The sequence below is a fragment of the Streptomyces sp. NPDC001851 genome (genome assembly GCF_040297165.1).
GTDB lineage: Bacteria > Actinomycetota > Actinomycetes > Streptomycetales > Streptomycetaceae > Streptomyces.
Genome location: NZ_JBEOYR010000007.1, coordinates 100,538 through 124,264 on the forward strand (window position 1 = coordinate 100,538; position 23,727 = coordinate 124,264).

At 72.0% G+C, this 23,727-nt stretch carries 25 protein-coding genes; 11 read left to right on the forward strand and 14 right to left on the reverse strand.

Annotated elements, in window-relative coordinates; genetic code table 11:
* Positions 1 to 1,083, forward strand: coding sequence for a Zn-dependent alcohol dehydrogenase (locus tag ABT171_RS12040; protein ID WP_351242534.1), 1,083 nt, complete (start codon positions 1 to 3; stop codon positions 1,081 to 1,083).
* A 4-nt stretch (positions 1,084 to 1,087) separates the two neighbouring features.
* On the opposite strand, the gene ABT171_RS12045 is transcribed toward ABT171_RS12040, so the two are convergent.
* Positions 1,088 to 2,035: a DMT family transporter gene (locus ABT171_RS12045; RefSeq protein ID WP_503074908.1), complete on the reverse strand. Its 948-nt coding sequence runs from the start codon at positions 2,033 to 2,035 to the stop codon at positions 1,088 to 1,090.
* A gap of 155 nt (positions 2,036 to 2,190) precedes the next feature.
* Positions 2,191 to 2,838, reverse strand: coding sequence for a TetR/AcrR family transcriptional regulator (locus ABT171_RS12050; protein ID WP_351242536.1), 648 nt, complete (start codon positions 2,836 to 2,838; stop codon positions 2,191 to 2,193).
* Between the two features lie 78 nt (positions 2,839 to 2,916).
* Here ABT171_RS12050 and ABT171_RS12055 point away from each other — a divergent pair, with 78 nt between their 5' ends.
* The 3 genes from ABT171_RS12055 to ABT171_RS12065 all read left to right on the forward strand — a co-directional run bounded on the left by ABT171_RS12055 (position 2,917) and on the right by ABT171_RS12065 (position 5,129).
* A complete protein-coding gene (locus ABT171_RS12055) occupies positions 2,917 to 4,068 on the forward strand; it encodes an acyl-CoA dehydrogenase family protein (RefSeq protein ID WP_351242944.1) in 1,152 nt (383 codons plus the stop codon).
* A 76-nt stretch (positions 4,069 to 4,144) separates the two neighbouring features.
* Positions 4,145 to 4,432, forward strand: coding sequence for a YiaA/YiaB family inner membrane protein (locus ABT171_RS12060; RefSeq protein WP_351242538.1), 288 nt, complete (start codon positions 4,145 to 4,147; stop codon positions 4,430 to 4,432).
* 73 nt (positions 4,433 to 4,505) lie between these two features.
* Positions 4,506 to 5,129, forward strand: a complete 624-nt coding sequence (locus ABT171_RS12065) for a TetR/AcrR family transcriptional regulator (RefSeq protein WP_351242540.1) — start codon at positions 4,506 to 4,508, stop codon at positions 5,127 to 5,129.
* A 14-nt stretch (positions 5,130 to 5,143) separates the two neighbouring features.
* Here the strand turns inward: ABT171_RS12065 and ABT171_RS12070 are convergent, their stop codons facing one another.
* A complete protein-coding gene (locus ABT171_RS12070; RefSeq protein WP_351242542.1) occupies positions 5,144 to 5,605 on the reverse strand; it encodes a MaoC family dehydratase in 462 nt (153 codons plus the stop codon).
* Between the two features lie 348 nt (positions 5,606 to 5,953).
* Here ABT171_RS12070 and soxR point away from each other — a divergent pair, with 348 nt between their 5' ends.
* Positions 5,954 to 6,412 carry a redox-sensitive transcriptional activator SoxR gene (gene soxR, locus ABT171_RS12075; RefSeq protein WP_351242544.1) on the forward strand — a complete coding sequence of 153 codons (459 nt, stop codon included), beginning with the start codon at positions 5,954 to 5,956 and terminating at the stop codon, positions 6,410 to 6,412.
* 8 nt (positions 6,413 to 6,420) lie between these two features.
* Here the strand turns inward: soxR and ABT171_RS12080 are convergent, their stop codons facing one another.
* Positions 6,421 to 7,488: an RNA ligase (ATP) gene (locus ABT171_RS12080; RefSeq protein ID WP_351242546.1), complete on the reverse strand. Its 1,068-nt coding sequence runs from the start codon at positions 7,486 to 7,488 to the stop codon at positions 6,421 to 6,423.
* 147 nt (positions 7,489 to 7,635) lie between these two features.
* On the opposite strand from ABT171_RS12080, the gene ABT171_RS12085 reads away from it, so the two are divergent.
* Positions 7,636 to 8,259: a hypothetical protein gene (locus tag ABT171_RS12085; protein ID WP_351242548.1), complete on the forward strand. Its 624-nt coding sequence runs from the start codon at positions 7,636 to 7,638 to the stop codon at positions 8,257 to 8,259.
* Here the strand turns inward: ABT171_RS12085 and ABT171_RS12090 are convergent.
* Together ABT171_RS12090 and ABT171_RS12095 are read right to left on the reverse strand one after the other, a co-directional pair.
* Complete coding sequence (locus tag ABT171_RS12090; protein ID WP_351242550.1) at positions 8,205 to 8,996, reverse strand: 3-keto-5-aminohexanoate cleavage protein; 792 nt, start codon at positions 8,994 to 8,996, stop codon at positions 8,205 to 8,207. The two genes, ABT171_RS12085 and ABT171_RS12090, sit on opposite strands and share 55 nt — an antisense overlap.
* A 107-nt stretch (positions 8,997 to 9,103) precedes the next feature.
* Complete coding sequence (locus ABT171_RS12095) at positions 9,104 to 9,706, reverse strand: hypothetical protein (protein WP_351242552.1); 603 nt, start codon at positions 9,704 to 9,706, stop codon at positions 9,104 to 9,106.
* 219 nt (positions 9,707 to 9,925) lie between these two features.
* On the opposite strand from ABT171_RS12095, the gene ABT171_RS12100 reads away from it, so the two are divergent.
* The gene (locus ABT171_RS12100) at positions 9,926 to 12,727 is read left to right on the forward strand and encodes a penicillin acylase family protein (RefSeq protein ID WP_351242554.1); all 2,802 of its coding nucleotides are present in this window, start codon (positions 9,926 to 9,928) and stop codon (positions 12,725 to 12,727) included.
* A 22-nt stretch (positions 12,728 to 12,749) separates the two neighbouring features.
* Here ABT171_RS12100 and ABT171_RS12105 read toward each other — a convergent pair whose 3' ends face one another.
* Positions 12,750 to 14,048: a serine-threonine protein kinase gene (locus ABT171_RS12105; protein ID WP_351242556.1), complete on the reverse strand. Its 1,299-nt coding sequence runs from the start codon at positions 14,046 to 14,048 to the stop codon at positions 12,750 to 12,752.
* An 83-nt stretch (positions 14,049 to 14,131) separates the two neighbouring features.
* Positions 14,132 to 15,352: an exo-beta-N-acetylmuramidase NamZ family protein gene (locus ABT171_RS12110; protein WP_351242558.1), complete on the reverse strand. Its 1,221-nt coding sequence runs from the start codon at positions 15,350 to 15,352 to the stop codon at positions 14,132 to 14,134.
* Positions 15,353 to 15,456: 104 nt separating this feature from the next.
* On the opposite strand from ABT171_RS12110, the gene ABT171_RS12115 reads away from it, so the two are divergent.
* Genes ABT171_RS12115 through ABT171_RS12125 form a run of 3 tightly spaced genes read left to right on the forward strand, consistent with a single transcriptional unit; the run spans position 15,457 to position 18,508 of the window.
* Positions 15,457 to 16,230 carry an SDR family oxidoreductase gene (locus ABT171_RS12115; protein WP_351242560.1) on the forward strand — a complete coding sequence of 258 codons (774 nt, stop codon included), beginning with the start codon at positions 15,457 to 15,459 and terminating at the stop codon, positions 16,228 to 16,230.
* Complete coding sequence (locus ABT171_RS12120; protein WP_351242562.1) at positions 16,227 to 17,888, forward strand: class I adenylate-forming enzyme family protein; 1,662 nt, start codon at positions 16,227 to 16,229, stop codon at positions 17,886 to 17,888. Before ABT171_RS12115 ends, ABT171_RS12120 begins: the two co-directional genes overlap by 4 nt.
* A 26-nt stretch (positions 17,889 to 17,914) precedes the next feature.
* A complete protein-coding gene (locus tag ABT171_RS12125; RefSeq protein WP_351242946.1) occupies positions 17,915 to 18,508 on the forward strand; it encodes a TetR/AcrR family transcriptional regulator in 594 nt (197 codons plus the stop codon).
* Between the two features lie 77 nt (positions 18,509 to 18,585).
* Here the strand turns inward: ABT171_RS12125 and ABT171_RS12130 are convergent, their stop codons facing one another.
* From ABT171_RS12130 to ABT171_RS12140, 3 genes are all read right to left on the reverse strand, one after another.
* Complete coding sequence (locus ABT171_RS12130) at positions 18,586 to 19,800, reverse strand: acyl-CoA dehydrogenase family protein (protein WP_351242564.1); 1,215 nt, start codon at positions 19,798 to 19,800, stop codon at positions 18,586 to 18,588.
* Between the two features lie 6 nt (positions 19,801 to 19,806).
* Positions 19,807 to 20,829, reverse strand: coding sequence for a phosphotransferase family protein (locus ABT171_RS12135; RefSeq protein ID WP_351242566.1), 1,023 nt, complete (start codon positions 20,827 to 20,829; stop codon positions 19,807 to 19,809).
* A gap of 170 nt (positions 20,830 to 20,999) precedes the next feature.
* Positions 21,000 to 21,299 carry a hypothetical protein gene (locus ABT171_RS12140; protein WP_351242568.1) on the reverse strand — a complete coding sequence of 100 codons (300 nt, stop codon included), beginning with the start codon at positions 21,297 to 21,299 and terminating at the stop codon, positions 21,000 to 21,002.
* A gap of 135 nt (positions 21,300 to 21,434) precedes the next feature.
* On the opposite strand from ABT171_RS12140, the gene ABT171_RS12145 reads away from it, so the two are divergent.
* Positions 21,435 to 22,388, forward strand: coding sequence for an NADP-dependent oxidoreductase (locus ABT171_RS12145; protein ID WP_351242570.1), 954 nt, complete (start codon positions 21,435 to 21,437; stop codon positions 22,386 to 22,388).
* Between the two features lie 87 nt (positions 22,389 to 22,475).
* On the opposite strand, the gene ABT171_RS12150 is transcribed toward ABT171_RS12145, so the two are convergent.
* From ABT171_RS12150 to ABT171_RS12160, 3 genes are read right to left on the reverse strand one after another with little or no spacing between them, the layout of a single operon-like run.
* Positions 22,476 to 22,799 carry a DUF202 domain-containing protein gene (locus ABT171_RS12150; RefSeq protein WP_351242572.1) on the reverse strand — a complete coding sequence of 108 codons (324 nt, stop codon included), beginning with the start codon at positions 22,797 to 22,799 and terminating at the stop codon, positions 22,476 to 22,478.
* Positions 22,787 to 23,179 (reverse strand): YidH family protein, encoded by a 393-nt coding sequence (locus ABT171_RS12155; RefSeq protein ID WP_351242574.1) that lies wholly within the window; start codon positions 23,177 to 23,179, stop codon positions 22,787 to 22,789. The genes ABT171_RS12150 and ABT171_RS12155 overlap by 13 nt, the downstream gene beginning before the upstream one ends.
* 21 nt (positions 23,180 to 23,200) lie before the next feature.
* Positions 23,201 to 23,716, reverse strand: coding sequence for an NUDIX domain-containing protein (locus ABT171_RS12160; protein ID WP_351242576.1), 516 nt, complete (start codon positions 23,714 to 23,716; stop codon positions 23,201 to 23,203).
* Positions 23,717 to 23,727 lie beyond the last annotated feature (11 nt).

Here is a 23,727-nt window from a genome sequence, read left to right on the forward strand (position 1 = left end):
ATGGCCGTACGAGCCGCCGTCCTGCCCGCCATCGGCGCACCCCTGGAGATCACCGGCATCGAGCTGCCCGACCCGGGCCCCGGGCAGGTCCGGGTCCGCCTCGCCGCCGCCGGTGTCTGCCACTCCGACCTGTCCCTGTCCAACGGCACCATGCGGGTGCCCGTCCCGGCCGTCCTCGGCCACGAGGGCGCCGGCACGGTCGTGGCCGTCGGCGAGGGCGTCGCGCACGTCGCCGAAGGCGACCCGGTCGTCCTCAACTGGGCCCCGTCCTGCGGAAGCTGCCCCGCCTGTGCGCTCGGCGAGGTCTGGCTGTGCGCCAACGCGCTGAACGGCGCCGCCGACGTCTACGCCCGCACCACCGACGGCACCGACCTGCACCCCGGCCTGAACGTGGCCGCGTTCGCCGAGGAGACGGTGGTGCCGGCGTCCTGCGTCCTGCCCCTCCCGCACGGGGTGCCGCTGGTGGACGCCGCCCTCCTCGGCTGCGCCGTCCTCACCGGCTACGGCGCCGTCCACCACTCGGCGCGGGTCCGCGCGGGCGAGACGGTGGCCGTCTTCGGTGCGGGCGGCGTCGGCCTCGCCACGCTCCAGTCGGCCCGGATAGCGGGCGCGTCCCGGATCATCGCCGTCGACGTCTCCCCGGAGAAGGAGGAGCTGGCCCGGGCGGCAGGCGCGACGGACTACGTACTCGCCTCCGACACGACCCCCCGCGAGATCCGCGCCCTCACCGGCAAGCAGGGCGTGGACGTCGCGGTGGAGTGCGTGGGCCGGGCGGTGTCCATCCGCGCGGCCTGGGACTCCACCCGCCGGGGCGGCCGTACGACGGTCGTGGGCATCGGCGGCAAGGACCAGCAGGTCACCTTCAACGCCCTGGAGATCTTCCACTGGGGCCGCACCCTGTCCGGCTGCGTCTACGGCAACACCGACCCGGCCCGCGACCTGCCCGTGCTCGCCGAACACGTACGGGAGGGCCGCCTGGACCTCTCCGCGCTGGTCACCGAGCGCATCGCCCTGGAAGGCATCCCGGCCGCCTTCGAGAACATGCTCGCGGGCAAGGGCGGCCGGGCGCTGGTGGTGTTCTGAGACCTCAGGTGACCGTCTCGGACCTCTCGGGTCGCGGCTCGTCTCCGGCCGCGACCCGCACCGTCCGGCCACCGCGCGCCCGGGACCGGGACACCGCCACACCCGCCAGACACAGCACACCGCCGGCCAGTGTGAGCACGCCCGGCACCTCGCCGAGCGCCAGCCACGACATCAGCACCACCAGCGCGGGTACGGCGTACGTCGTCGCGCCCATCCGGCTGGCGGTGGTGCGGGCGAGGGCGTAGGCCCAGGTGGTGAAGGCGAGCGCGGTCGGGAAGACGCCCAGGTAGACCATGCCCAGGGTGGCCGGCAGGGGCGCGTGCGCGGCCTGGTGCACCAGTTGCCCGGCGAACGGCAGACACGCCACCGCCCCGACCAGACACCCGAACGTCGTCACCTGCAGGGCGCTCGCCTGTCCCAGGGCCGGCTTCTGCGCGACGACGCCGGCGGCGTACGCCACGGCGGCGAGCAGGCACAGCACCACGCCGAGTACGGAGTTGCGGCCGCCGCCCGACATCGACAGCCCCACGGTCACCGCGCCCGCGAACGACACGGCCATCCCGGCCAGCAGCCGCGGCGGCATCGGGTCACCGAGCAGCCGGGCGCCGAGCAGGGCGATCAGCAGCGGGCCGACGTTCACCACGAGGGCGGCGGTACCGGCGTCCACCTGCTGCTCGCCCCAGTTGAGGACGACCATGTAGAAGCCGAACCACAGCAGTCCGGACAGCAGGATCCCGCGCCAGGCGGCCCTCGGCGGCAGTCCCTCCCGGCGTACGGCCCAGATCACCCCCAGCGCGAGCGCACCCGACGCAAGCCGTCCCAGGGCCAGCGCGCCGGGGGAGTACTCCTGCCCGGCACTCCGGATCGCCACGAAGGCAGACGCCCAGAGGACCACGGTGACGACGGCTGCGCCGGCAGGGAGGAGGCGGTGACGTGGGACGGCGTTCATCATGCTCCCGAGGTTAGGCAGGGGGTGGTGTCGTGGCTGGCGGATATCGGACAGTGCGGTGGGGCACCCCGTGACGGGCGCCGGGAACTGCGCGAGCGACCACGAACGACCCGCACCCGGCAGATGCGTGCGGCACGGACACGTCCGCACGCACCGAACTACTGCTGGACGCTCTGCCGTACCTGCTCGTACTGCTGCGCCAGCCCGTCCAGCAGCGCCGTGAGTCCCGTCTCGAACGCCCGCTCGTCGATCTTCTCCTGCTGCTCGGCGAGCAGATGGGCCTGGCCGAGGTGGGGATAGTCGGCGGGGTCGTACGCGCTCGCGTCGTCCACGAAGCCTCCGGCGAACGAACCGAGTGCGGAGCCCATGATGAAGTACCGCATCAGCGCGCCGATGGAGGTCGCTTGGGCCGGCGGCCAGCCGGCGTCGACCATCGCGCCGTACACGGCGTCGGCCAGGCGCAGTGCGGCCGGCCGCCGCCCCGGGCCCCTGGCCAGCACCGGAACGATGTTCGGGTGGTCACGCAGGGCCGCCCGATAGGAGACGGCCCAGTCGTGCAGCGCGGTCCGCCACTCGCGGCCGTCCTCGAACATCGACAGGTCCACCAGCCCGCTCACCGAGTCGGCGACCGCCTCCAGGATGTCGTCCTTGGTGCGGAAGTGGTTGTAGAGCGAGGGCCCGCTCACCCCCAGCTCGGCGGCGAGCCGACGGGTGGAGACGGCCGCCAGTCCCTCCCGGTCCACGAGTTCCCGGGCCGTCTCGACGATCCGGTCGGTGCTGAGGAGGGGCTTGCGCGGTCGGGCCATGGCGCACATAGTAGGGCCGTAAACAGAAACTAGCAGTGCTAATTTAAATGTACGGATTTCAAGCGGGGTGATCGCGTGGTGAACCTGGAACTGAGCGAGGAGCAGGCCGCCGTACGGCGGCTCGCCCACGACTTCGTGGAGCGCGAGATCGCCCCGCACGTGGTGGAATGGGACCGCGCCGAGGAGGTCGACCGCGGCATCGTGAAGAAGCTCGGCGAGGTCGGATTCCTCGGGCTGACCATCGACGAGGAGTACGGCGGCTCCGGCGGCGACCATCTCGCGTACTGCCTGGTCACCGAGGAGCTGGGGCGCGGCGACTCCTCCGTGCGCGGGATCGTGTCCGTGTCCCTCGGACTCGTTGCCAAGTCGGTCGCCGCCTGGGGTGACGAGGAGCAGAAGCGGCGCTGGCTGCCGGGGCTGACGGCCGGCGCGTACGTCGGCTGCTTCGGCCTCACCGAACCCGGCACCGGCTCCGACGCCGGCAACCTCACCACCCGTGCCGTACGCGACGGAGACGACTACGTCATCAACGGCACCAAGATGTTCATCACCAACGGCACCTGGGCGGACGTCGTCCTCCTCTTCGCCCGCTCCACCGACGCCCCGGGCCACAAGGGGGTCTCCGCCTTCCTCGTGCCCGCCGACACCCCCGGACTGACCCGCCGCCCCCTCCACGGCAAGCTGGGCCTGCGCGGTCAGGCCACCGCCGAACTCGCCCTGGAGGACGTCCGGGTGCCCGCCTCCGCGCTGCTCGGGGAGGAGGGCAAGGGTTTCTCGGTGGCCATGTCCGCGCTGGCCAAGGGGCGGATGTCGGTGGCCGCGGGCTGTGTCGGCATCGCCCAGGCGGCGCTGGACGCGGCCGTGCGGTACGCCGGTGAGCGCGAGCAGTTCGGCAAGCCCATCGCCCGTCACCAGCTGGTGCAGGAGCTGATCAGCGACATCGCCGTCGACGTGGACGCCGCCCGGCTGCTCACCTGGCGTGTGGCCGACCTGATCGACCGCGGGCAGCCGTTCGCCGTCGAGTCCTCCAAGGCCAAGCTGTTCGCCTCCGAGGCCGCCGTCCGCGCCGCCAACAACGCCCTCCAGGTCTTCGGCGGCTACGGGTACATCGACGAGTACCCGGCCGGCAAACTCCTGCGCGACGCCCGCGTGATGACCCTCTACGAGGGCACCAGTCAGATCCAGAAACTGCTCATCGGCCGCTCCCTGACCGGGGTTTCGGCGTTCTGAGGACGCCTCCGGCTGAGTATGCGTCTGAGTACTTCGGCGGATGTGGCGCGGGCCACATCCGCCCATGCTGTCCGTCATGAGTGACACACCGGTCAAGCAGCAGGGCACGGCCGCGTTCTACGGCCAGGCCGTCGCCTCGTTCTCGGTCGCCATGGCCGCCACGGCCGTCGGCATCTACCAGCTGGACGCCAACGCCTGGGTCCGGGCCTTCCTCGCGATCGCGGTCCTGTACCTCGTCACCTCCGCCTTCACCCTGGCCAAGGTGATCCGGGACCGGCAGGAGGCCGGGCAGATCGTCAGTCGCGTCGACCAGGCGCGCCTGGAGAAGCTGCTCGCGGAACACGACCCCTTCGAAAAGCTCTGAACGGCTGCACTAAGCGCTCGCTCACCGTCGGCGGTATGGTGGTGCTCCTGCCATCGAGAGGGGCGAGTGAGCGATGAGTACGGCGGAGGAGCCGACCGGCGGCGAAGTGGAGCCGTGGGAAGAGGTCACCCCTGACGCGGCCCGGCGGCTGCTCGTCGCCGCCGTGGAGGCCTTCGCCGAGCGCGGCTACCACGCGACGACGACCCGCGACATCGCGGGCCGCGCCGGCATGAGCCCGGCCGCGCTCTACATCCACTACAAGACCAAGGAAGAGCTGCTCCACCGGATCAGCCGGATCGGTCACGACAAGGCCCTCGACATCCTGCGCACGGCTTCGCGCCGGGAGGGCACCGCGGCCGAGCGGCTGGCCGGCGCGGTCAGCTCCTTCGTCCGCTGGCACGCGGGCCGGCGCACCACCGCGCGGGTCGTGCAGTACGAACTCGACGCGCTCGGCCCCGAGGCCCGCGCCGAGATCGTCGCGCTGCGCCGCCAGGTCGACGCCGAGGTGCGCGGGATCATCGAGGACGGCGTGGCCTCGGGCGAGTTCGACGTGCTGGACGTCAAGGGCACCACGCTCGCCGTGCTGTCGCTGTGCATCGACGTGGCCCGCTGGTTCACCGTGGACGGTCCGTTCACCCCCGAGGAGGTCGGCGCGCTCTACGCCGACCTCGTGCTCCGGATGGTGGGGGCGAAGTAGCGGCCCGCCCCGGCTCAGAGGTAGTACCGGGCCACCGACTCCGCGACGCACACCGGCTTGTCGCCGCCCTCGCGCTCCACGGTGAAGGCGACCGTCACCTGGACACCACCCGTGACGTCCTCGACGCCGGTGATCCTCGCGGTGGCGCGCAGCCGGGAGCCGACGGGGACGGGGGAGGGGAAGCGGACCTTGTTCGTGCCGTAGTTCACGCCCATCTTCACGCCCTCCACCCGGATCAGCTGCGGGCCGAAGAGGGGGAGCAGCGACAGGGTCAGGTAACCGTGGGCGATGGTGGTCCCGAACGGCCCCGCGGCGGCCTTCTCCGGGTCCACGTGGATCCACTGGTGATCGCCGGTGGCCTCGGCGAACAGATCGATGCGCTTCTGGTCGACCTCCAGCCAGTCGGTGTACCCCAGCTGCTCGCCGACGGCCGCCCGCAGCTCGTCGGGGGAGGTGAAGGTCCTCGGTTCTGCCATGTTCCCGGCCTCTCGCTCGCATCTCACCGGCATCTCTAAGCGACTGCTTAGCATGGTCGCGCGAGAGGCGCCTGTCAACGGACCACAACGACGCCGGGGCACTAGGGGCTGTCGTCACATTCCCGTCGTTGCCCGAAGGGCGGCCTGGCGGTGTCAGGTGCGTGCTCTGGGGGTCCCCCCGGCCGAAGGCTGGGGGAGTGCCGGGCGTGGACCCGTGTACTGGACGTACTCGGGTCCGCGCCCGGTGCGGCGAGTGGGGGCACCTCCCGCGCCCTTGAGGCAGCGGGGGAGCGTGCATGGCGCCGCCAGGCAGACGGGAATGTGACGACAGCCCCTAGGCTCTGAGGGGTGCCGCAGATTCCCGAGAAGATCCATGAACTGACCGTCGGCCAGTTGTCCGCGCGCAGTGGCGCCGCCGTTTCCGCGCTGCGCTTCTACGAGTCCAAGGGCCTGATCAGCAGCCGCCGCACGTCCGGCAACCAGCGCCGCTACAGCCGTGACACCCTGCGCCGGGTCGCCTTCGTCCGTGCGGCGCAGCGGGTCGGCATCCCGCTGGCCACGATCCGGGACGCCCTGGCGGAGCTTCCCGAGGAACGGACGCCGACCCGGGAGGACTGGGCGCGGTTGTCCGAGAAGTGGCGCTCGGAGCTCGACGAACGCATCAAGCAGCTGAACCGCCTTCGCGACCACTTGACCGACTGCATCGGCTGCGGATGCCTGTCCCTGGACAACTGCGTCCTGTCCAACCCGGACGACGTGTTCGGCGACCGCCTCACCGGGTCCCGGCTGCTGGCTGAGGGCCGCTGAGCTCCGCCCTACTCGTACTCGGTGCCGCCCTTGCGCGTCAGGTACGCCGGGCTGACCGCCTTCGCGATCGCCCGGCCCCCGGTCACCGGGCTGTACCGCTCCACCGCGGGCCGTATCACCACACCCTCCCGCAGATGCAGCCCCCGCCCGGACACCGTCTCCCGCCCGCTCGCGAACTCCAGTACCCGCCCGATCTCGTACGGCCCCGTGTACAGCCGGGGCACCACCGGCAGCTCCCCCTCCAGCAGCTGAACCGCGTCCAGCCACCGCACGGCGCCGTCCACCTCCGCCGAGACGTCGAACGCCGCGTACCCCAGCGTGTCCCGCCGCCCGTCCGCGCCGTACGACAGGTCCTGGACCCCCGCGCCGTACACCTCGCCGAAGATGCCGACCCGGCGAGCCCCGAGCCGCTCGGCCAGCCGCGCCGCGACCTCGGCGACGCCATGTCCGCGCACGGCCCGCCAGTACAGGTTCCGCGGATCCTCCTTCAGCGCCAGCGACTTGGCGCCGAACCCCTTGGACGACACGTACACCCGTCCCTCGCCGGCGACATACGTCAGCAGGCACGCCGAACCGTGCAGTTTCTCCGTCAGGACGACCGGCTCGCCCGGCGTGAAGATGTCCGGGTAGCGCTGGACGTTCTCGATGTCGACCCAGGGCAGCAGGTCCGGCGCCGACTCCACCTCGCCGTTCATGGTCGGCGGTATCGGCGGCACCCACTTGGTGATGCCCAGCAGCTCCGCGAAGTCCGTGCCCTCGGCCGCCGCCCGCGCCAGGTCGACGTCCGCCAGTGCCTTCGGCCGGCACACGATGCCCTGCGACAGCTCGCCGCGCAGCCGCACCGCCTTGACCCGGTTGGCCTCACCGCCCGCCAGCCGTCCGGTCAGGCCCAGCTCCTCGATCAGCCCGGCCGGGAGCACGGACTGCTCGGGGATGTAGACGGCGGCCTCGCCGGTGCGGTACGCGCCCTTGGCGACGACGGCCCGGTACAGGCCCACCTGGGCAAGCTCCAGCGCGTCGGCGTTCGGATGCTCGTGGACGGTCAGCACTTCCGCGGTGACCCGCAGCGTGGACATGGGACTCCCCGTGTTCATCGGTTCGGTTTCATCGGCTCCACTGTCCGGACGGGAATCGGGTGGAGCGAGCCGATTTACGGCTGGTAGCGTCGCCCTCTTCGGCCGGCCCCGCCGCCGCGCACGGAGTACCGAACGGGGCCACCCTCCATGCCCACGCCCGCACTCGCCGCCGCTCTCGCGGACGTCGACACCGTGTTCAACGGCTTCGCCAGCCCCGCCGAGACCGAGGACCACGCCGCCGTGATGCGGCGCCTGCTGCCGCAGTGCGCGCACGCGATGGCGGACGGCACCCTCGACGGCATCGGCTGGGCGCCGCACGGGCTGAGCCGGGTCCACTGGCGATCCTGGCCGCCCGAGCAGGCCTCGGCCGTCGAGGCGTTCGTGCTCGCCTGGTGGCAGGACGTGCTCGCCACGCCCACGGCGCCGTATCCCGCCGAGGACGTCTTCGAGACCTGCGCCTCGATCCTGCGCACGATGACCCCGCTGCTCGACGGGTGGGGCCCCGGTCCGGTCGCCGGCGCTCATCTCGTCGGCTGTGCCCGCTCCTGGATGTACGACCTGGTCAACGACGACTTGCCGGTCACCTGGTGGGAGCCGGAGGACCGGGCCGCCGCGGTCGGCGAACTGCGGTCCTGGCTCGCCCGGCACGCCTCCGCCCGGCTCCGGGCACGGGGGGAGACCGACCTGGCGGTCCGGTCCGAGCTGGTGGGCCTGCCCTACGACGACCGCTGGAACGACCCGTACTGGACCAGCCCCGCCGCGACCAACTGAGCGTTTCCCGCCGCCCGTCGGCCGTCCGGCAGGAACAGCGTGTCCTCCAGCCCGATCCGGGTGGCGAGGCCCAGCCGTCCGGCCAGCCGCAGCACCGGCCAGGTGCCGCCCTCCTCGCCGTGCAGAAGCACCGGCCGGCCGTGACAGCCGACGTTCGCCCCGTCGCGACGCCCGGCACTCTCCCCCGCTGCCTCAGACGTCACCTGCCGGGGCATCAGCTCGGCCAGCAGGGCCCGCGCCGAAGCCTCGGCGGTCGCCGGGTCCGGGTCGGTGACCTCGGCCAGTACCCGCAGCACCCTCGGCCCGAACGGCGAGGCCGCGAACCGGGCCGCTCCGTCGGTGCCGGACCAGACGCCCGCCTCGACGCCCACGCCCCTGCCGAGCAGGTGCTCGGCGACCGCTTCGGCGCCCGGCTCATGCCAGTTGACCGAGGCGAAGTCGGGCAGCACGGACCAGCTGCGCACCCGGGCGAGTCTTGCCGTCGGGTCGGGCTCGGCCCAGGCGCCGGTCGTCACCCCGACCGGTACCGACACCCGCGCCCGGATCGCCTCCAGGGCCGGCGCGAGGACGCGCGGGGAGAGACTGTCGTGCCCGCACGGCGTCTTCGGGTGGACATGGACGGACGTGGCCCCGGCGGCCACGGCTTCCGCCGCGGAACGGGCCAGGTCCTGCGGCGACATCGGCACGCGCACACCGTCCGCCGCGGAACGGCTCCCGTTCAGACACACCTGCACCATGCCCCGATGGTGCCAGCCCCCACGGACAACGGCCCCCGGCCGCCGCACAGCAGGGGGCGCGGCATCCCCTGCGCACCCCCCGGAACGCCCCCCGTTGACACCACTACTCAGGCCGACATCAGCAGCCGCCCCCGCCTTGCGAACTCCAGTGCCTGCGGGGTGAGAACCGGACGCGGCACGAGGATCCCGCAGTCCGTGCAGACCGGGCCGGACGACGGCTCATGGTCCAGACCGTAGCGCCAGACCAGGCGGTCGGCGCCGCACACCGGGCAGCCCGCGCCCGGTTCCCGCTCCAGGGCGGCTATCAGCCGGCGCAGCACCTCCGCCAGCGGCTCGGCGGGGTGGACCCGCGGGTCGTCGCACCAGGCGACCCCGAAGCCGCCCCAGGTCAGCCGGTGCCAGTCGTCCACGCTGCCCGGCCTGCGCAGCCCGTCGTGCTTCTCCTTCCTGCGCCGCTCGGTGAACTCGATCTCGTAGGCGAGCCAGACGGACCGGGCCTCCTCCAGTTCCTCCAGTGCGGCCACGAGCCGCGCCGGGTCGGGGGAGCGGTCCTCGGGACCGAAGCCCGCCCGGGAGCACAGATGGTCCCAGGTCGCCCGATGCCCGTAAGGGGCGAACTTCTCAAGGCACTTGCGCAGCGAGTACCGCCGCAGTGCCAGATCGCAGTCCGGATCGCGTACCTGTCTCGCCAGACTCCGGAAACCGGCCATCGCCCTGCACCTCCGTCACACCTGCACCTGTACTTCGGTCACTTCGGCGTCGTCGCACGGACGTCGCCGAATAGACGTATCGACAGGCGATTCGGCTCCATCTCTTCTCGTGCTCTTGCCGTGGTCCTGCTTGTGCACTCCGGAAAGTGACGCATGTTCATCTTTAAAGCTGGGGATACCGGCGGTAACCTTCGGCCACCCCTGTCGCTAGGAGCTGCCATGCCACGGCGAACCCCACATAGGCGCACCCCACGTACCGCCCTCCACAGACTGAGAACGTCCCGCCGCTTCACCGGGTTCCTGAAGTCCGCGTCGATATGCGTGCTCGTCGCCGGACTTCTCTCTCCCCTCACCCAGACGCCGGCCGCCGCCCAGGCCATCGCCTCGAACGACTACTGCGGCGGCCAGTGCTCGGACATCCTGCCGCCCGGTGAGAACGGCAACGCGACGCTCGCGCAGATCCTGCTCAACCAGGCCTTCGGCACCCAGCCCGCGCACGCCGAGGACCAGCTCGGCCCGTACGCGAACCTGGCGAGCGGCTCCTCGGGCCTGACCGACGCCACGATCAACAACTTCTTCAACGACTCCTCCTTCGGTGTGCCGTCCGACCAGGTCGCCTCCACCGAGAAGCCGGGCGGACGCGGCGACGTGACGATCGTCCGGGACAAGAAGACCGGTGTGCCGCACATCACCGGCACCACCCGGTACGGCACCGAGTACGGCGCGGGCTACGCGGCGGCCGAGGACCGGCTGTGGCTGATGGACGTCTTCCGGCACGTCGGCCGCGGCCGGCTGACCTCCTTCGCCGGCGGCGCCGCCGCCAACCAGGGCCTGGAGCAGGAGTTCTACCGCAACGCGCCCTACACCGAGGCCGACCTGCAGGCGCAGATCGACAACGCCGTCGCGAAGAACGGCGCCCGCGGCCAGCAGGCCCTCGCCGACGTCAAGGCCTACCTCGACGGCATCAACGCCTACATCGACACCTCCGACAGCGGACGCTACTTCCCCGGCGAGTACGACCTGACCGGCCACAAGGACCCGATCACCAACGCCGGCACCATCGAGCACTTCAAGGTCACCGACCTCGTGGCGCTGGCCTCCGTGATCGGCTCGCTGTTCGGCTCCGGGGGAGGCGGCGAGGTCGGCAACGCGCTCTCGCTGATCGCCGCCCAGTCCAAGTACGGCGTCGAGGAGGGCACCAAGGTCTGGGAGTCCTTCCGCGAGCGCAACGATCCCGAGGCCGTCCTGACCGTCCACGACGGCGAGAGCTTCCCGTACGGCGCCAAGCCGGCCGAGGCCAAGGGCGAGGCCCTGCCCGACGCCGGCTCGGTCACCCAGGAACCGCTGGTCTACGACCGTACGGGCAGCGCGGCCACGGCCGCCGCCAGGAGCACCTCCGCCACTGCCGCGAAGACCGCGCTCAGCTCGGCCAGGCGGGGCATGTCCAACGCCCTCGTGGTCAGCGGCAAGTACACCGCGAGCGGCCATCCGATCGCGGTCTTCGGACCGCAGACGGGCTACTTCGCCCCGCAGCTGCTCATGCTCCAGGAGATCCAGGGACCGGGCATCAGCGCGCGCGGCGCCTCCTTCGCGGGCCTGAGCATGTACGTCGAACTCGGCCGCGGGCAGGACTACTCCTGGAGTGCGACCACGTCCGGCCAGGACATCATCGACACCTACGCCGTCGAACTGTGCCAGGACGACCACCACTACCTGTACCACGGCACCTGCACGGCCATGGACCAGGTCGAGCAGAAGAACTCCTGGTCACCGACCATGGCCGACAGCACGCCTGCGGGGTCGTACACGATGCGGGTGTGGCGGACGAAGTACGGCCCGGTGGAGTACCGCGCGACCGTGGGCGGCAAGAAGGTCGCCTACACCTCACTACGCTCCTCCTACCTGCACGAGGCCGACTCGATCATCGGCTTCCAGATGCTGAACGACCCCGACTACGTCAAGGGCCCCCAGGACTTCCAGAGCGCTGCCCAGCACATCAACTACACCTTCAACTGGTTCTACGCCGACTCCCGGCACACCGCGTACTACAACAGCGGCGACAACCCGGTCCGCGCCGACGGGGTCGACGCCGACTTCCCGGTCTGGGCGCAGCAGGCGTACGAGTGGCGGAACTGGGACCCGGCCGCCAACACGGCCGACTACACCCCGGCCTCGGCCCACCCCCACTCCGTCGACCAGGACTACTACGTCTCCTGGAACAACAAGCAGGCCAAGGACTACGCGGCGGCGGGCTGGGCGGACGGCTCCGTGCACCGCGGCAACCTGCTCGACGACCGGGTGAAGAAGCTGGTCGCGGCGGGCGGGGTGACCCGCGCCAAGCTGGTGCAGGCCATGGCCGACGCGGCCCTCGCCGACCTGCGCGCCGAGGACGTGCTGCCCAAGCTGCTCAAGGTGGTCAACTCCTCGCCGGTGACCGACTCCACGGCCGCCGACGCGGTGAACAAGCTCCAGGCGTGGGTGGCCGCGGGCGCCAGGCGCACGGAGACCTCCGCCGGTTCGCACACCTACGCCGACGCCGACGCGATCCGCCTCCTGGACGCCTGGTGGCCGCTGCTGGTCAAGGCGGAGTTCGAACCGGGCCTCGGCAGCGACCTGTACACCGCCTTCACGGGCAACGCGCCCATCGACGAGACCCCCTCCGCCGGACACGGCCCGACCGGCTCGCACGCCGGAAGCGCCTTCCAGTACGGCTGGTGGAGCTATGTCGACAAGGACATCCGGGCCGTGCTCGGGGAGAACGTGCGGGGCGGGCTCGCCGAGAAGTACTGCGGCGGCGGCAGCCTCGGCGCCTGCCGGGACATCCTGATCGGCACCCTCAAGCAGGCGGCCGGCACGACCGCCGCCCAGGTCTACCCGGGTGACGACCAGTGCTCGGCCGGCGACCAGTGGTGCGCCGACTCCATCGTCCAGCGCACCCTGGGCGGCATCAAGCACGGCAGGATCAGCTGGCAGAACCGGCCGACGTTCCAGCAGGTGGTGGAGTACACCTCGCACAGGTAGGCCGGCGGCCGCCGGCGGCGGGTCAGGTGATACGGCCCGCCGCCAGCAGCAGCCGGGCCAGCTCGGGGTGCACGATGTCGCTGTGCGCCCCGGTCGGCGGGCCCCCGCGCCGCACCACGGCCGACGCGTCGACGTTCACGCACCCCGACGCCGGCAGCCCTCCGGTGAGGGCCGCCGCGAGGTCCAGCCGGGCGGTCCCCGGCACCGCCTGCACCCCGTCATGGCCCATCGCACCCCACCGCGGACCCAGCACGGCCGCGATCTCGCTGCCCGCACACGAACGGTCGTCCCCGGACAGCCGGGAGGCCAGCGGATAGAACGTGCCGAGGGCCGAGTCGAAGTGCGAGTAGCAGCACACCAGCGGACCGTCGATCCACCGCTGCCGGTCCCTGAGCGCGCCCGCCTTGTCCGGATCCTGCGGCAGCCCGTCCGCGAACGCGTAGTGCGAGAAGGCGCCCTGCAGGAGCGTCACGGACTTCACCGCGCGCACTCCGTCGGGCAGCCCGCGCAGCGCGAACGACACCAGCCGTCCACCGAAGCTGTGCCCGGCCAGATGCACCCGCACCCCGGGTGCCGTCCGCGCCAACTGCCCGATCACCGGCCCGAGTCCGTGCTCGCCCACCGTCCCCGCACGTCGTTTCATCGTGTAGTACGTCGCCTGCCGCAGCAGCTCCTTGGCGCCCTCCCAGGGGTTCGGGAGGCCGAACCCGGCCTGGGCGCCGGGCGACCGGACCGCGGCGAGCGCGTCGGCGAACGCCTCGCAGGCGGTCGCCGGGTCCCCGGTGAACACGGCCGGCTCGCCCTCCTCGCCGGTGTCGGCCACCCCGGGCGGCTCCGCGTCCACCAGCAGGCGCACCAGACGCCCGAACTCCGGCAACCCCGCGGCGCCGCCCGGCCGTTCGTCCAGCATCCGGGCCAGCTGGTCGATCAGGGACGCGCGGCCCGGGAAGGTCGCCAGCAGCGCGCGCCGGGTGTCCTTGTCCAGCGCCGGGCCCGGTGCCGCCTGTGCCGCCGCGGCCGCCACCGACTTCGGGAAGTCCGGGATCGGCTCGTCGCTGAACCGCATCGACGGCCAGATCACGCCCACGTAGCCGAGGCGGGCCCGTGGGGCGAGCGCCGGGAACGGTGCGTAGAAACGGCGGTACAGCGCGGTCGCGCCCGAGCGGTCGTCGTTCCAGCCGTGCGCGAAGACGACCAGGTCACGGACGCCGTGCTCCGTGACCTGCGCCATCAGCCGGTCGCGTTCGGGGCCCTCCACGTCCCCGTCCGCGTCGAAGGTCAGCTCCCAGTAGGGAGTCACGCTCATCCCAGGATCCGCCATGCCAGGCTCCCTCGTCCCCCCTGAAACGATGCGTCGCGGACGTATCGTCCTGCTCCGGGACAGAGTTGGCCATACACCGCGCCTCACTTGTACAGGAGATATTCCTTCCGGGTCCGCCGGAACGCGGCCAGCTCCTCCTGCCAGGCACCGGTCACCTCGTCGGTGCCCGCCCCCGCGTCGATCATCGTGCGCACGCGCGTGGACCCCGTGAGCCTGTCGATCCAGTGGTCCGGGCGCCAGGCGAAGCCGGCCCACACCTTCCTGGCGGTCACCAGCAGCGCGATGCCGGTGCGTACGGGGTCGTAGGCGGCCCGGTCGGTCACATGGATCTGCACTCCGCCGACCGTCCTGCCCTGGAACTTGGAGAAGGTGGGCGCGAAGTACGCCTCCCTGAACCGCACCCCGGGCAGCCCGAGCGCGTTCGCGGCGGCGGCCCAGCGGCCGTCGACGCCCTCGGCGCCGAGCAGCTCGAAGGGCCTGGTCGTGCCCCGGCCCTCCGAGACGTTGGTGCCCTCGAACATGCAGGTGCCGGAGTAGACGAGAGCCGTGTCCGGGGTCGGCATGTTCGGGCTGGGCGGGACCCAGGGCAGTGCGGAGGCGTCGTAGAACCGGGTCCGGTTCCAGCCCGTCATCAGTACGGTGTCCAGCGCGACCGGCTTGCCCAGGAACTGCCCGTTGAAGAGCCGCGCCAGCTCCGCGACGGTCATCCCGTGCGCCTGCGCGATCGGCTGCCGGCCGACGAAGGAGGCGAACTCCCTGTGCAGGACCGGGCCCTGGGCCTCGCGGCCGGTCACCGGATTGGGCCGGTCGAGGACGACGAACCGCTTGCCCGCGAGCTGCGCGGCCTCCATGCAGTCGTACAGCGTCCAGATGTACGTGTAGAAGCGGGCGCCGACGTCCTGGATGTCGAAGACGACCGTGTCGACGCCGGCGGCGGTGAAGATGTCGGCGAGCGGCTTGCCGCTCTTCAGGTAGGTGTCGTAGACCGGCAGGCCCGTCGCCGGGTCGTCGTAGCGCCCCTCGGAGCCGCCGGCTTGCGCGGTGCCTCTGAAGCCGTGTTCGGGTCCGAAGACCGCCGTCAGCCTGACGCGGGGGTCCCGGTGCATGACGTCGACGATGTGGGTGGTGTCCCTGGTGATGCCGGTCGGGTTGGTCACGACGCCGACGCGCCGGCCCTTCAGCAGGGAGTAGCCGCCGGCTGCGAGCCTCTCGAAGCCGGTGCGGAGTTCTTCACGGTGTCCGGGTGCGCCCGGCAGGGCGGCCGCGGTTGCCGATGCGAGGAGGTTCCGTCGGGACAGGTCCATGGCTGGAGGTTGGTGCGGCGGCCCTTCCTTCACACATACCGACCGGTTAGTCTGGGCCGGCAGGAGCCGATGCGCGCCGCGCGAAGTCGTGTCGAAGGAGACCGATGGTGGAAGCCGTGCAGGATGCGGGAGTGGTCGTCACCGGGGCCGGCGGTGGGATCGGGGCCGCGCTGGCCCGGCGGTTCGCCGCCGAGGGGGCCCGGGTGGTCGTGAACGACCTGGATGCCGAGAAGGCCAAGGCGGTGGCCGGGGAGATCGGCGGGATCGCCGTGCCGGGCGACGCCTCCGCCATCGTCGGCGACGCCCGGGACGCGCTCGGCGGCACCGTCGACGTCTACTGCGCGAACGCCGGTGTCGCCTTCGAGGACGGCGGCGCGGGCGGGCCGCTCGACGAGAGGTCCTGGGCGGTGTCCTGGGACGTGAACGTCATGGCACACGTCCGCGCGGCGCACGAGCTGCTGCCCGGATGGCTGGAGCGGGGCGCCGGGCGGTTCGTGTCCACCGTGTCGGCCGCCGGACTCCTCACCATGATCGGCGCCCCCTCCTACAGCGTCACCAAGCACGGCGCCTTCGCCTTCGCCGAGTGGCTGTCCCTGACGTACCGCCACCGGGGTCTGAAGGTGCACGCCATCTGCCCCCAGGGCGTGCGCACGGACATGCTGGCCGCGACCGGCAGTGCCGGGGACCTGGTGCTCCACCCCACCGCGATCGAGCCGGAAGCCGTCGCCGACGCCCTGTTCCGGGGTATCGCGGAGGACCGCTTCCTGATCCTGCCGCACCCCGAGGTGGCCGGGTACTACCAGGCGCGGGCCGCCGAACCGGATCGCTGGCTGAGCGGCATGAACCACCTCCAGCGCAAGTGGGAGGAGACCCGGTGAGCACCGCCCGGTATGCGGACCGGCCCTGGCTGGCCCTGCTCGACGACGCCCAGCGCGCCCCGGTCCACCCCGCCGACTCCGTCGTGCACGCCCTGCGGACCGCCGCCGCCGAGGCGCCCGACCGTACCTTCCTCGCCTACTTCGACGCCCGGCTCGGCTACCGCGAGGTGGACGAGCTGAGCGACTCCGTCGCCGCCCACCTCGCCGCACGCGGACTGGAGCGCGGCGACCGGGTGGCCGTGCTGCTGCAGAACTCCCCGCACTTCGTGCTCGCCGTCCTCGGTGCCTGGAAGGCCGGCGCGACCGTGGTCCCGGTCAACCCGATGTACAAGTCGGGCGAGGTCGGGCACGTCCTGCGGGACGGCGAGGTGGCCGCGCTGGTCTGCTCGGACCGGGCATGGGAGTCGTATCTGCGCTCCACGGCCGCCGACTCGCCCGTCAAGGCCGTCCTGACCGCCTGCGAGCTGGACTTCCAGACCCGTGACGACGCGCGCGTGCTCGCTTTCGAGCGGCTGCCCCAGGCGCCGGACGCCGACGACCTCGTGACCGTCGCCCGGCAGGGCGGAAAAGCGCCCGAGGGGCGCGCTCCGCGCCCGGACGACATCGCGCTGATCAGCTACACCTCCGGCACCAGCGGCACACCCAAGGGCGCCACCAACACGCACCGCAACATCATGCACAACGCCGAGCGGCAGCGGACGGGGCTCGCGCTGCCCGAGGCGCCCGTCTACTACGCGCTCGCGCCGCTGTTCCACATCACCGGCATGGTGTGCCAGTTCGCGGCCTGCCTGAACAGCGCGGGCACCCTGGTGCTCGCCTACCGCTTCGAGCCGGGGCTCGTCCTGGAGGCCTTCGCGGAGCACCACCCGCACTACACGGTCGGCCCGTCCACCGCCTACATGGCGCTCGCCGCCCACCCGGACGCCACCCGGGAACACTTCGCCTCCTTCGTGAACCTGTCCTCGGGCGGGGCGCCCGTGCCGCCGGCCCTGGTGGAGAGCTTCCGCGAGCGCTTCGGGCCGTACATCCGCGTCGGCTACGGCCTCACCGAGTGCTCCGGCCCGTGCGCCGCCGTCCCGCCCGGCCTGGAAGCCCCCGTGGACCCGGTGTCCGGGACGCTGTCGGTGGGCGTGCCCGGTGCCGACACGCTCGTGCGGATCGTGGACGAGCTGGGCGCCGAGGTGCCCTTCGGGGAGCAGGGCGAGATCGTCGTACGCGGGCCCCAGGTCGTCCCCGGCTACTGGCGGCGGCCCGACGCCACCGCCGAGACCTTCCCCGGCGGCGAGCTGCACACCGGCGACATCGGCTTCATGGACGCACAGGGCTGGCTGTACGTCGTCGACCGCAAGAAGGACATGATCAACGCGTCCGGCTTCAAGGTGTGGCCCCGCGAGGTCGAGGACGTGCTGTACACCCACCCGGCGGTGCGCGAGGCGGCCGTCGTCGGCGTCCCCGACGGCTATCGTGGCGAGACCGTCAAGGCCTACATCAGCCTGCGGCCGGGCGCGGAGGCGGCCCCGGATGAACTCGCGGTGTACTGCAAGGAGAGACTGGCCGCCTACAAGTATCCGCGTCAGGTGGAGATCCTGCCCGACCTGCCCAAGACGGCGAGTGGGAAGATCCTCCGTCGGGAACTGCGTTCCCGGAACACCGAATGAACATCAAGGAAAGGCAGGTGGCGGCAGTGCCCAGGACGACGGACGGGGATGGAGCACCTGTTCCGCAGCGGCTCCTTGCCGCCGCCACCCGGCTCTTCGCCGAGCAGGGGTACGACCGCACCTCCGTGCAGGAGATCGTGGAGGCGGCCGGCGTCACCAAGGGGGCGCTGTACCACTACTTCGGCTCCAAGGACGACCTCCTGCACGAGGTGTACGCGCGCGTGCTGCGCATCCAGCAGGAGCGGCTGGACCATTTCGCCGGCATGGACGCGCCGGTGGAGGAGCGGCTCAGAGCCGCCGCCGCGGACGTGGTCGTCACGACGATCGACAACCTCGACGACGCGATGATCTTCTTCCGGTCCATGCACCACCTCAGCCCGGAGAAGAACAAGCAGGTCCGCGCCGAGCGCCGGCGCTACCACGAACGGTTCCGGGCGCTGATCGAGGAGGGCCAGAAGGCGGGCGTCTTCTCCACGGCGACCCCGGCCGACCTGGTGGTGGACTACCACTTCGGCTCCGTCCACCACCTGTCCACCTGGTACCGCCCGGACGGCCCCCTCACCCCTCAGCAGGTCGCCGACCACCTCGCCGACCTGCTGCTGCGGGCGCTGCGTCCGTGAAAGCAACCGCGTAACCCGTGAAAGCAACCGTGTAAGGGGCGGCCGCCTTGGGCGACCGCCCCTTACACGCGCTCCCCTTACAGGTACTTCTTCAGCTCCCGCCGCGCCAGCGACCGCTGGTGGACCTCGTCCGGGCCGTCGGCCAGCATCAGGGTGCGGGCGCTCGCGTACAGCTCGGCCAGCGGGAAGTCCTGGCTCACACCGCCCGCGCCGTGCAGCTGGATGGCCCGGTCGAGGATGCCGACCACCGCACGCGGAGTGGCGATCTTGATGGCCTGGATCTCGGTGTGGGCGCCCTTGTTGCCGACGGTGTCCATCAGCCAGGCCGTCTTCAGCACCAGCAGCCGCAGCTGCTCGACGGTGACCCGGGCGTCCGCGATCCAGTTCTGGACCACTCCCTGCTGGGCCAGCGCCTTGCCGAAGGCCGTGCGGGAGACCGCCCTGCGGCACATCAGCTCGATCGCCCGCTCGGCCATGCCGATCAACCGCATGCAGTGGTGGATGCGGCCCGGGCCGAGCCGGGCCTGCGCGATGGCGAAGCCGCCGCCCTCCTCGCCGATGAGGTTCGACACCGGCACGCGCGCGTGGTCGAAGACCACCTCGGCGTGGCCGCCGTGGGAGTGGTCCTCGTAGCCGAAGACCTGCATCGCGCGCCTGACGGTGACACCCGGTGTGTCGCGGGGGACCAGGACCATCGACTGCTGGCGGCGGATGTCGTCGCCGTCCGGGTCCGTCTTGCCCATCACGATGAAGATCTTGCAGTCCGGGTTCATCGCGCCGGAGATGTACCACTTGCGGCCGGTGATGACATAGTGGTCGCCGTCCCGCTCGATGTGCGTGGTGATGTTGGTGGCGTCCGAGGAGGCCACCTCCGGCTCGGTCATCGCGAACGCCGAGCGGATTTCACCGGCCAGCAGCGGCTCCAGCCACTGCTTCTTCTGCTGCTCGTTGCCGAACTGCGCCAGCACCTCCATGTTCCCGGTGTCGGGCGCCGCGCAGTTCGTCGCCGTGGGCGCCAGATGCGGGGAGCGGCCGGTGATCTCGGCGAGCGGCGCGTACTGGAGGTTCGTCAGCCCGGCACCGTACCCGGCGTCGGGGAGGAAGAGGTTCCACAGGCCCTGCCTGCGGGCCTCGGCCTTCAGCTCCCCGACCACGGCCGGGGTGTCCCACGGTGAGGCCAGCGCGGCCCGCTGCTCCTCCGCCACCGCCTCCGCCGGGTAGACGTACTCGTCCATGAAGGCCAGCAGCCTGGCCCGGAGCTCCTCGGTGCGCGCGTCGAACGCGAAGTCCATGTCCGGTCAGCCTTCCTGAAGAGTGGTCAGTCCGTGGTCGATGAAGACGGGCACGAGATCGCCGATCCGGTCGAAGCCGCGGCCGACCGTCTGGCCCAGCGTGTACCGGTAGTGGATGCCCTCCAGGATCACGGCGAGCTTGAACCAGGCGAACGCCGTGTACCAGGAGACGGCCGACACGTCCCGCCCCGAGCGCGCGGCGTACCGCTCGATCAGCTCCTGCGGGGACGGGTGCCCCGGGGCTCCCGCGGTCGTCGACACGGGGGAGTCGGGCATGCCGAGCGGCTGGCTGTACATCACCAGCAGGCCCAGGTCGGTGAGCGGGTCGCCAAGGGTCGACATCTCCCAGTCGAGGATCGCCTTGATCCGGTCGTCGTCACCGATCAGGACGTTGTCGAGCCGGTAGTCGCCGTGGACGACGGCCGGGGCGGGGGAGACGGGCAGGGACCGGCCAAGGGCCGCGTGCAGTTCGTCGATGCCGGCCAGCTCCCGGTTGCGGGAGGCGTCCAGCTGCTTGCCCCAGCGGCGCAGCTGCCGGTCCAGGAAGCCCTCGGGCCGGCCGAAGTCCGCGAGGCCCACCTCGGCGGGGTCCACCGCGTGCAGCTCGACCAGTGTGTCCACCAGGGACAGCACCGCGTTCCGGGTGCGCTCGGCGCCCAGCGGGGCGAGCTGTTCGGCGGTGCGGTACGGGGTGCCCGCGACGAACTCCATGACGTAGAACGGCGCCCCGAGTACGTCCTCGTCCTCGCACAGCAGCACCGGACGGGGGACCGGCACGGAGGTGGGGTGCAGGGCGCTGATGACGCGGTGCTCTCGCTTCATGTCGTGCGCCGTGGCCAGGACATGGCCGAGCGGGGGCCGGCGGACGACCCACTTCGAGGTGCCGTCGGAGAGCGCGTAGGTGAGGTTCGACCGTCCGCCCTCGATCAGCCGGCCGGTCAGGGGGCCGGTCACCAGACCGGGGCGCTCGCGGTCGAGGAGGGCGCGCAGCCGGTCCAGGTCGAGTCCGGGCGGGTGGTCGGCGCTCATACATCACTCCTACGAACGGGTGAACAGGACCCGACTCATGATGCCGACCGGTCGGTATGTAGTCCAGTGCGCCCGCGCAACAGGAGGTCAAACGTGACCGGAGCCACGATAAGGCCGGCGGCTCCCCGGCGCGCCGCCCGGGGAGCCGCCGGCCCCTGCCGTACGGCCGGTCAGTGGTCGTCCCAGTGGCCGTCGTGCTCGGCGTGACGGTGTCCGTCGTGCAGGTAGTCGACATGGTCGCCGTGTGGTACCTGGGCGTGTCCGCACTCGTCGTAGTGCACGTGCTCGTGGTGCTCGTGGACGGTGTGCCCGGACGGCTCGCACTCGTCCCAGTGGCCCTCGTGCTCGCGGTGCAGATGTCCGTCGTGCGCGTAGTCCAGGTGGTCGCCGTGCGGCACGGCGTGGTGCCCGCAGCCCGGACCGTGGCGGTGCGTGCCGTGTTCGGTGTGTTCCTGGTGAAGGGTGGTCATGGTGCTCGCTTTCGGAAGTGCGGGGGGTGCCTGCGGGGGTACGGGGGATGTGGCGACGACAGGCTACGCGCGCGGACGGTGCATATCGGTGCATACCGGTTGCGTGGCGTGCGAGTACCCCGGAGGGTCTACGACATGAAGGGCATCAGCTACAGCCACTACGGCGGACCCGAGGTGCTGGAGTACGGCGAGGTGCGCGACCCGAAGGTCGGCCCCGACCAGGTGCTGGTCAAGGTCCGTGCGGCGGCCGTCAATCCGGTCGACTGGAAGTGCCGCGAGGGCCATCTCGACGCGGTCCTCGACGCCGTCTTCCCGGTGGTCCCCGGCTGGGACGTCAGCGGGGTGGTCGTCCAGCCCGGCGCCGCGGTCACGGAGTTCGCCGTCGGCGACGAGGTCATCGGCTACTGCCGCGAGGACTTCCTCTCCCGCGGCACCTTCGCCGAGTACGTCGCCGCGCCCGTGCGCACGCTGGCCCGCAAGCCGCGCACCCTCTCCTTCGAGGAGGCCGCCGGACTCCCGCTCGCCGGGCTCACCGCCTACCAGGTGCTCGTCGGGGCGCTGGAGGTCAAGCGCGGCGAGACCGTGCTGGTGCACGCGGCGGCCGGCGGGGTCGGCTCCGTGGCCGTCCAGATCGCCGCCCACCTCGGCGCCCGGGTCATCGGCACGGCGAGCGAGTCCAACCACGACTATGTGCGCGGCCTCGGCGGCGAGCCGGTGACCTACGGCCAGGGCCTGGTCGAGCGGGTGCGCGGGCTCGTCCCGGAGGGCGTGGACGCGGTCTTCGACACCATCGGCGGCGACACCCTGACGGCCTCGGCCGAGCTGCTCGCGCCGGCGGGCCGGCTGGCCTCGATCGCCGACCCGGAGGTGGTCGGCCACGGCGGCCGCTACTGCTTCGTCCGCCCCGACGCCGAGGACCTCACCGAACTGACCCGCCTGGCGGAGGCGGGGGCGGTCTCCGTGCACGTCCAGGAGACCTTCCCGCTGGAGCGGACGGCCGACGCGCACCGGCTGAACCAGGAGGGCCGCACCCGGGGGAAGATCGTGGTCACGGTGGACTGGGAGACCCGGGAGGAGGCACACGGCTAGGTCCCGTCGGCAACGCGGCCGGGGGTGCCCCCTGCGGGGGAGTGCCTGCAAGGCGTCGCGGCGCAGGCGGGGAGGTGACGGCAGGGCCTAGGCGACGAGTACGGCGGCGCAGAGCGCCAGTGCCACCGCGTACAGCACCGCCGCCGTCGCGTGCCGGGGAGCGAGCGCGGGCGGCCGGGCCCCGGAGGCCAGGGCCCGGATGCGGAGGTGGGCCACGCGCAGGAAGCCCAGCCACAGGGCGCAGCACACCGCGCACACGACGACCCGGCCGGCCGAGGGCCCGCCGTGCAGCGCTGCCCGCACGGCGAGCACGGCGGCCGCGGCGGCGGACAGGGTGGTACGGCGCCAGGCCAGCCGGGTCCGCTCCGGTTGCAGCCCCGGGTCACGCCCGGCCGTGCTCACCCCTCCCATCCGACCAGCACCACCACGACCATCGACACGGCCACCACCGCGACGACCAGGCTCAGCAGCACCGGGAACCGGGAGGCGGGCAGGTCCTCGCCGCGCCGGATCGCCCGCTCGCAGCGCACCCAGTGGTTCACCGCGCGCAGCGAGCACAGCACCCCGGCCCCGAGCAGCGCGAGCGCGAGACCGGCCCGCCACGCCCAGCGCAGGTCCGGCAGGAACTGGTCCACCGCGAATCCGCCGCCGATCAGCGCGAGCGCCGTGCGCAGCCAGGCCAGGAAGGTGCGCTCGTTGGCCAGCGAGAACCGGTAGTCGGGCGTGCCGCCCTCCTCGCGCACCTGCTCCGGCGCGAACCACAGCCGGATGTTCCGTACGAATTCGCTCACGCGGCCGACCCTACCGGGCGGTCACCGGCCCGCCCGGAACGCCTTCAGCCGCTCGTACGCCGCCAGCCCGTCCGGCACCCACTCCCATGCGCCGAGCCGCCGCTCGACCTCCTCCTCGGGCAGGAAGCCGTGCCACTGGACCTCCTCCACCTGGGGGCGCACGGGAAGCTCGCAGCGCACCTCGTACACCGCCGACCACCAGCTGTTCCCGGCCCCGTCGTCGTACAGGAACTTGAAGAGGAAGGCCGGCTGCGGCAGCCCGCGCACGCCCAGCTCCTCCTCGGCCTCCCGCAGCGCCGCCTCGTCGTAGGACTCGCCCGCCCCGACGACCCCGCCGACGAACATGTCGTACAGGGCCGGGAAGACCAGCTTGGTGGCCGTGCGCCGGTGCACGAAGAGCCGGCCGGCCGCGTCCCGGGCCTGGATGAACACACAGCGGTGGCGCAGGCCCTTCGCGTACACCTCACCGCGCGGGTACCGGCCGACCACCTGGTCGTTCTCGTCGACGACGTCGAGGATTTCCTCAGCGGGGTTCATGACGCCCATCC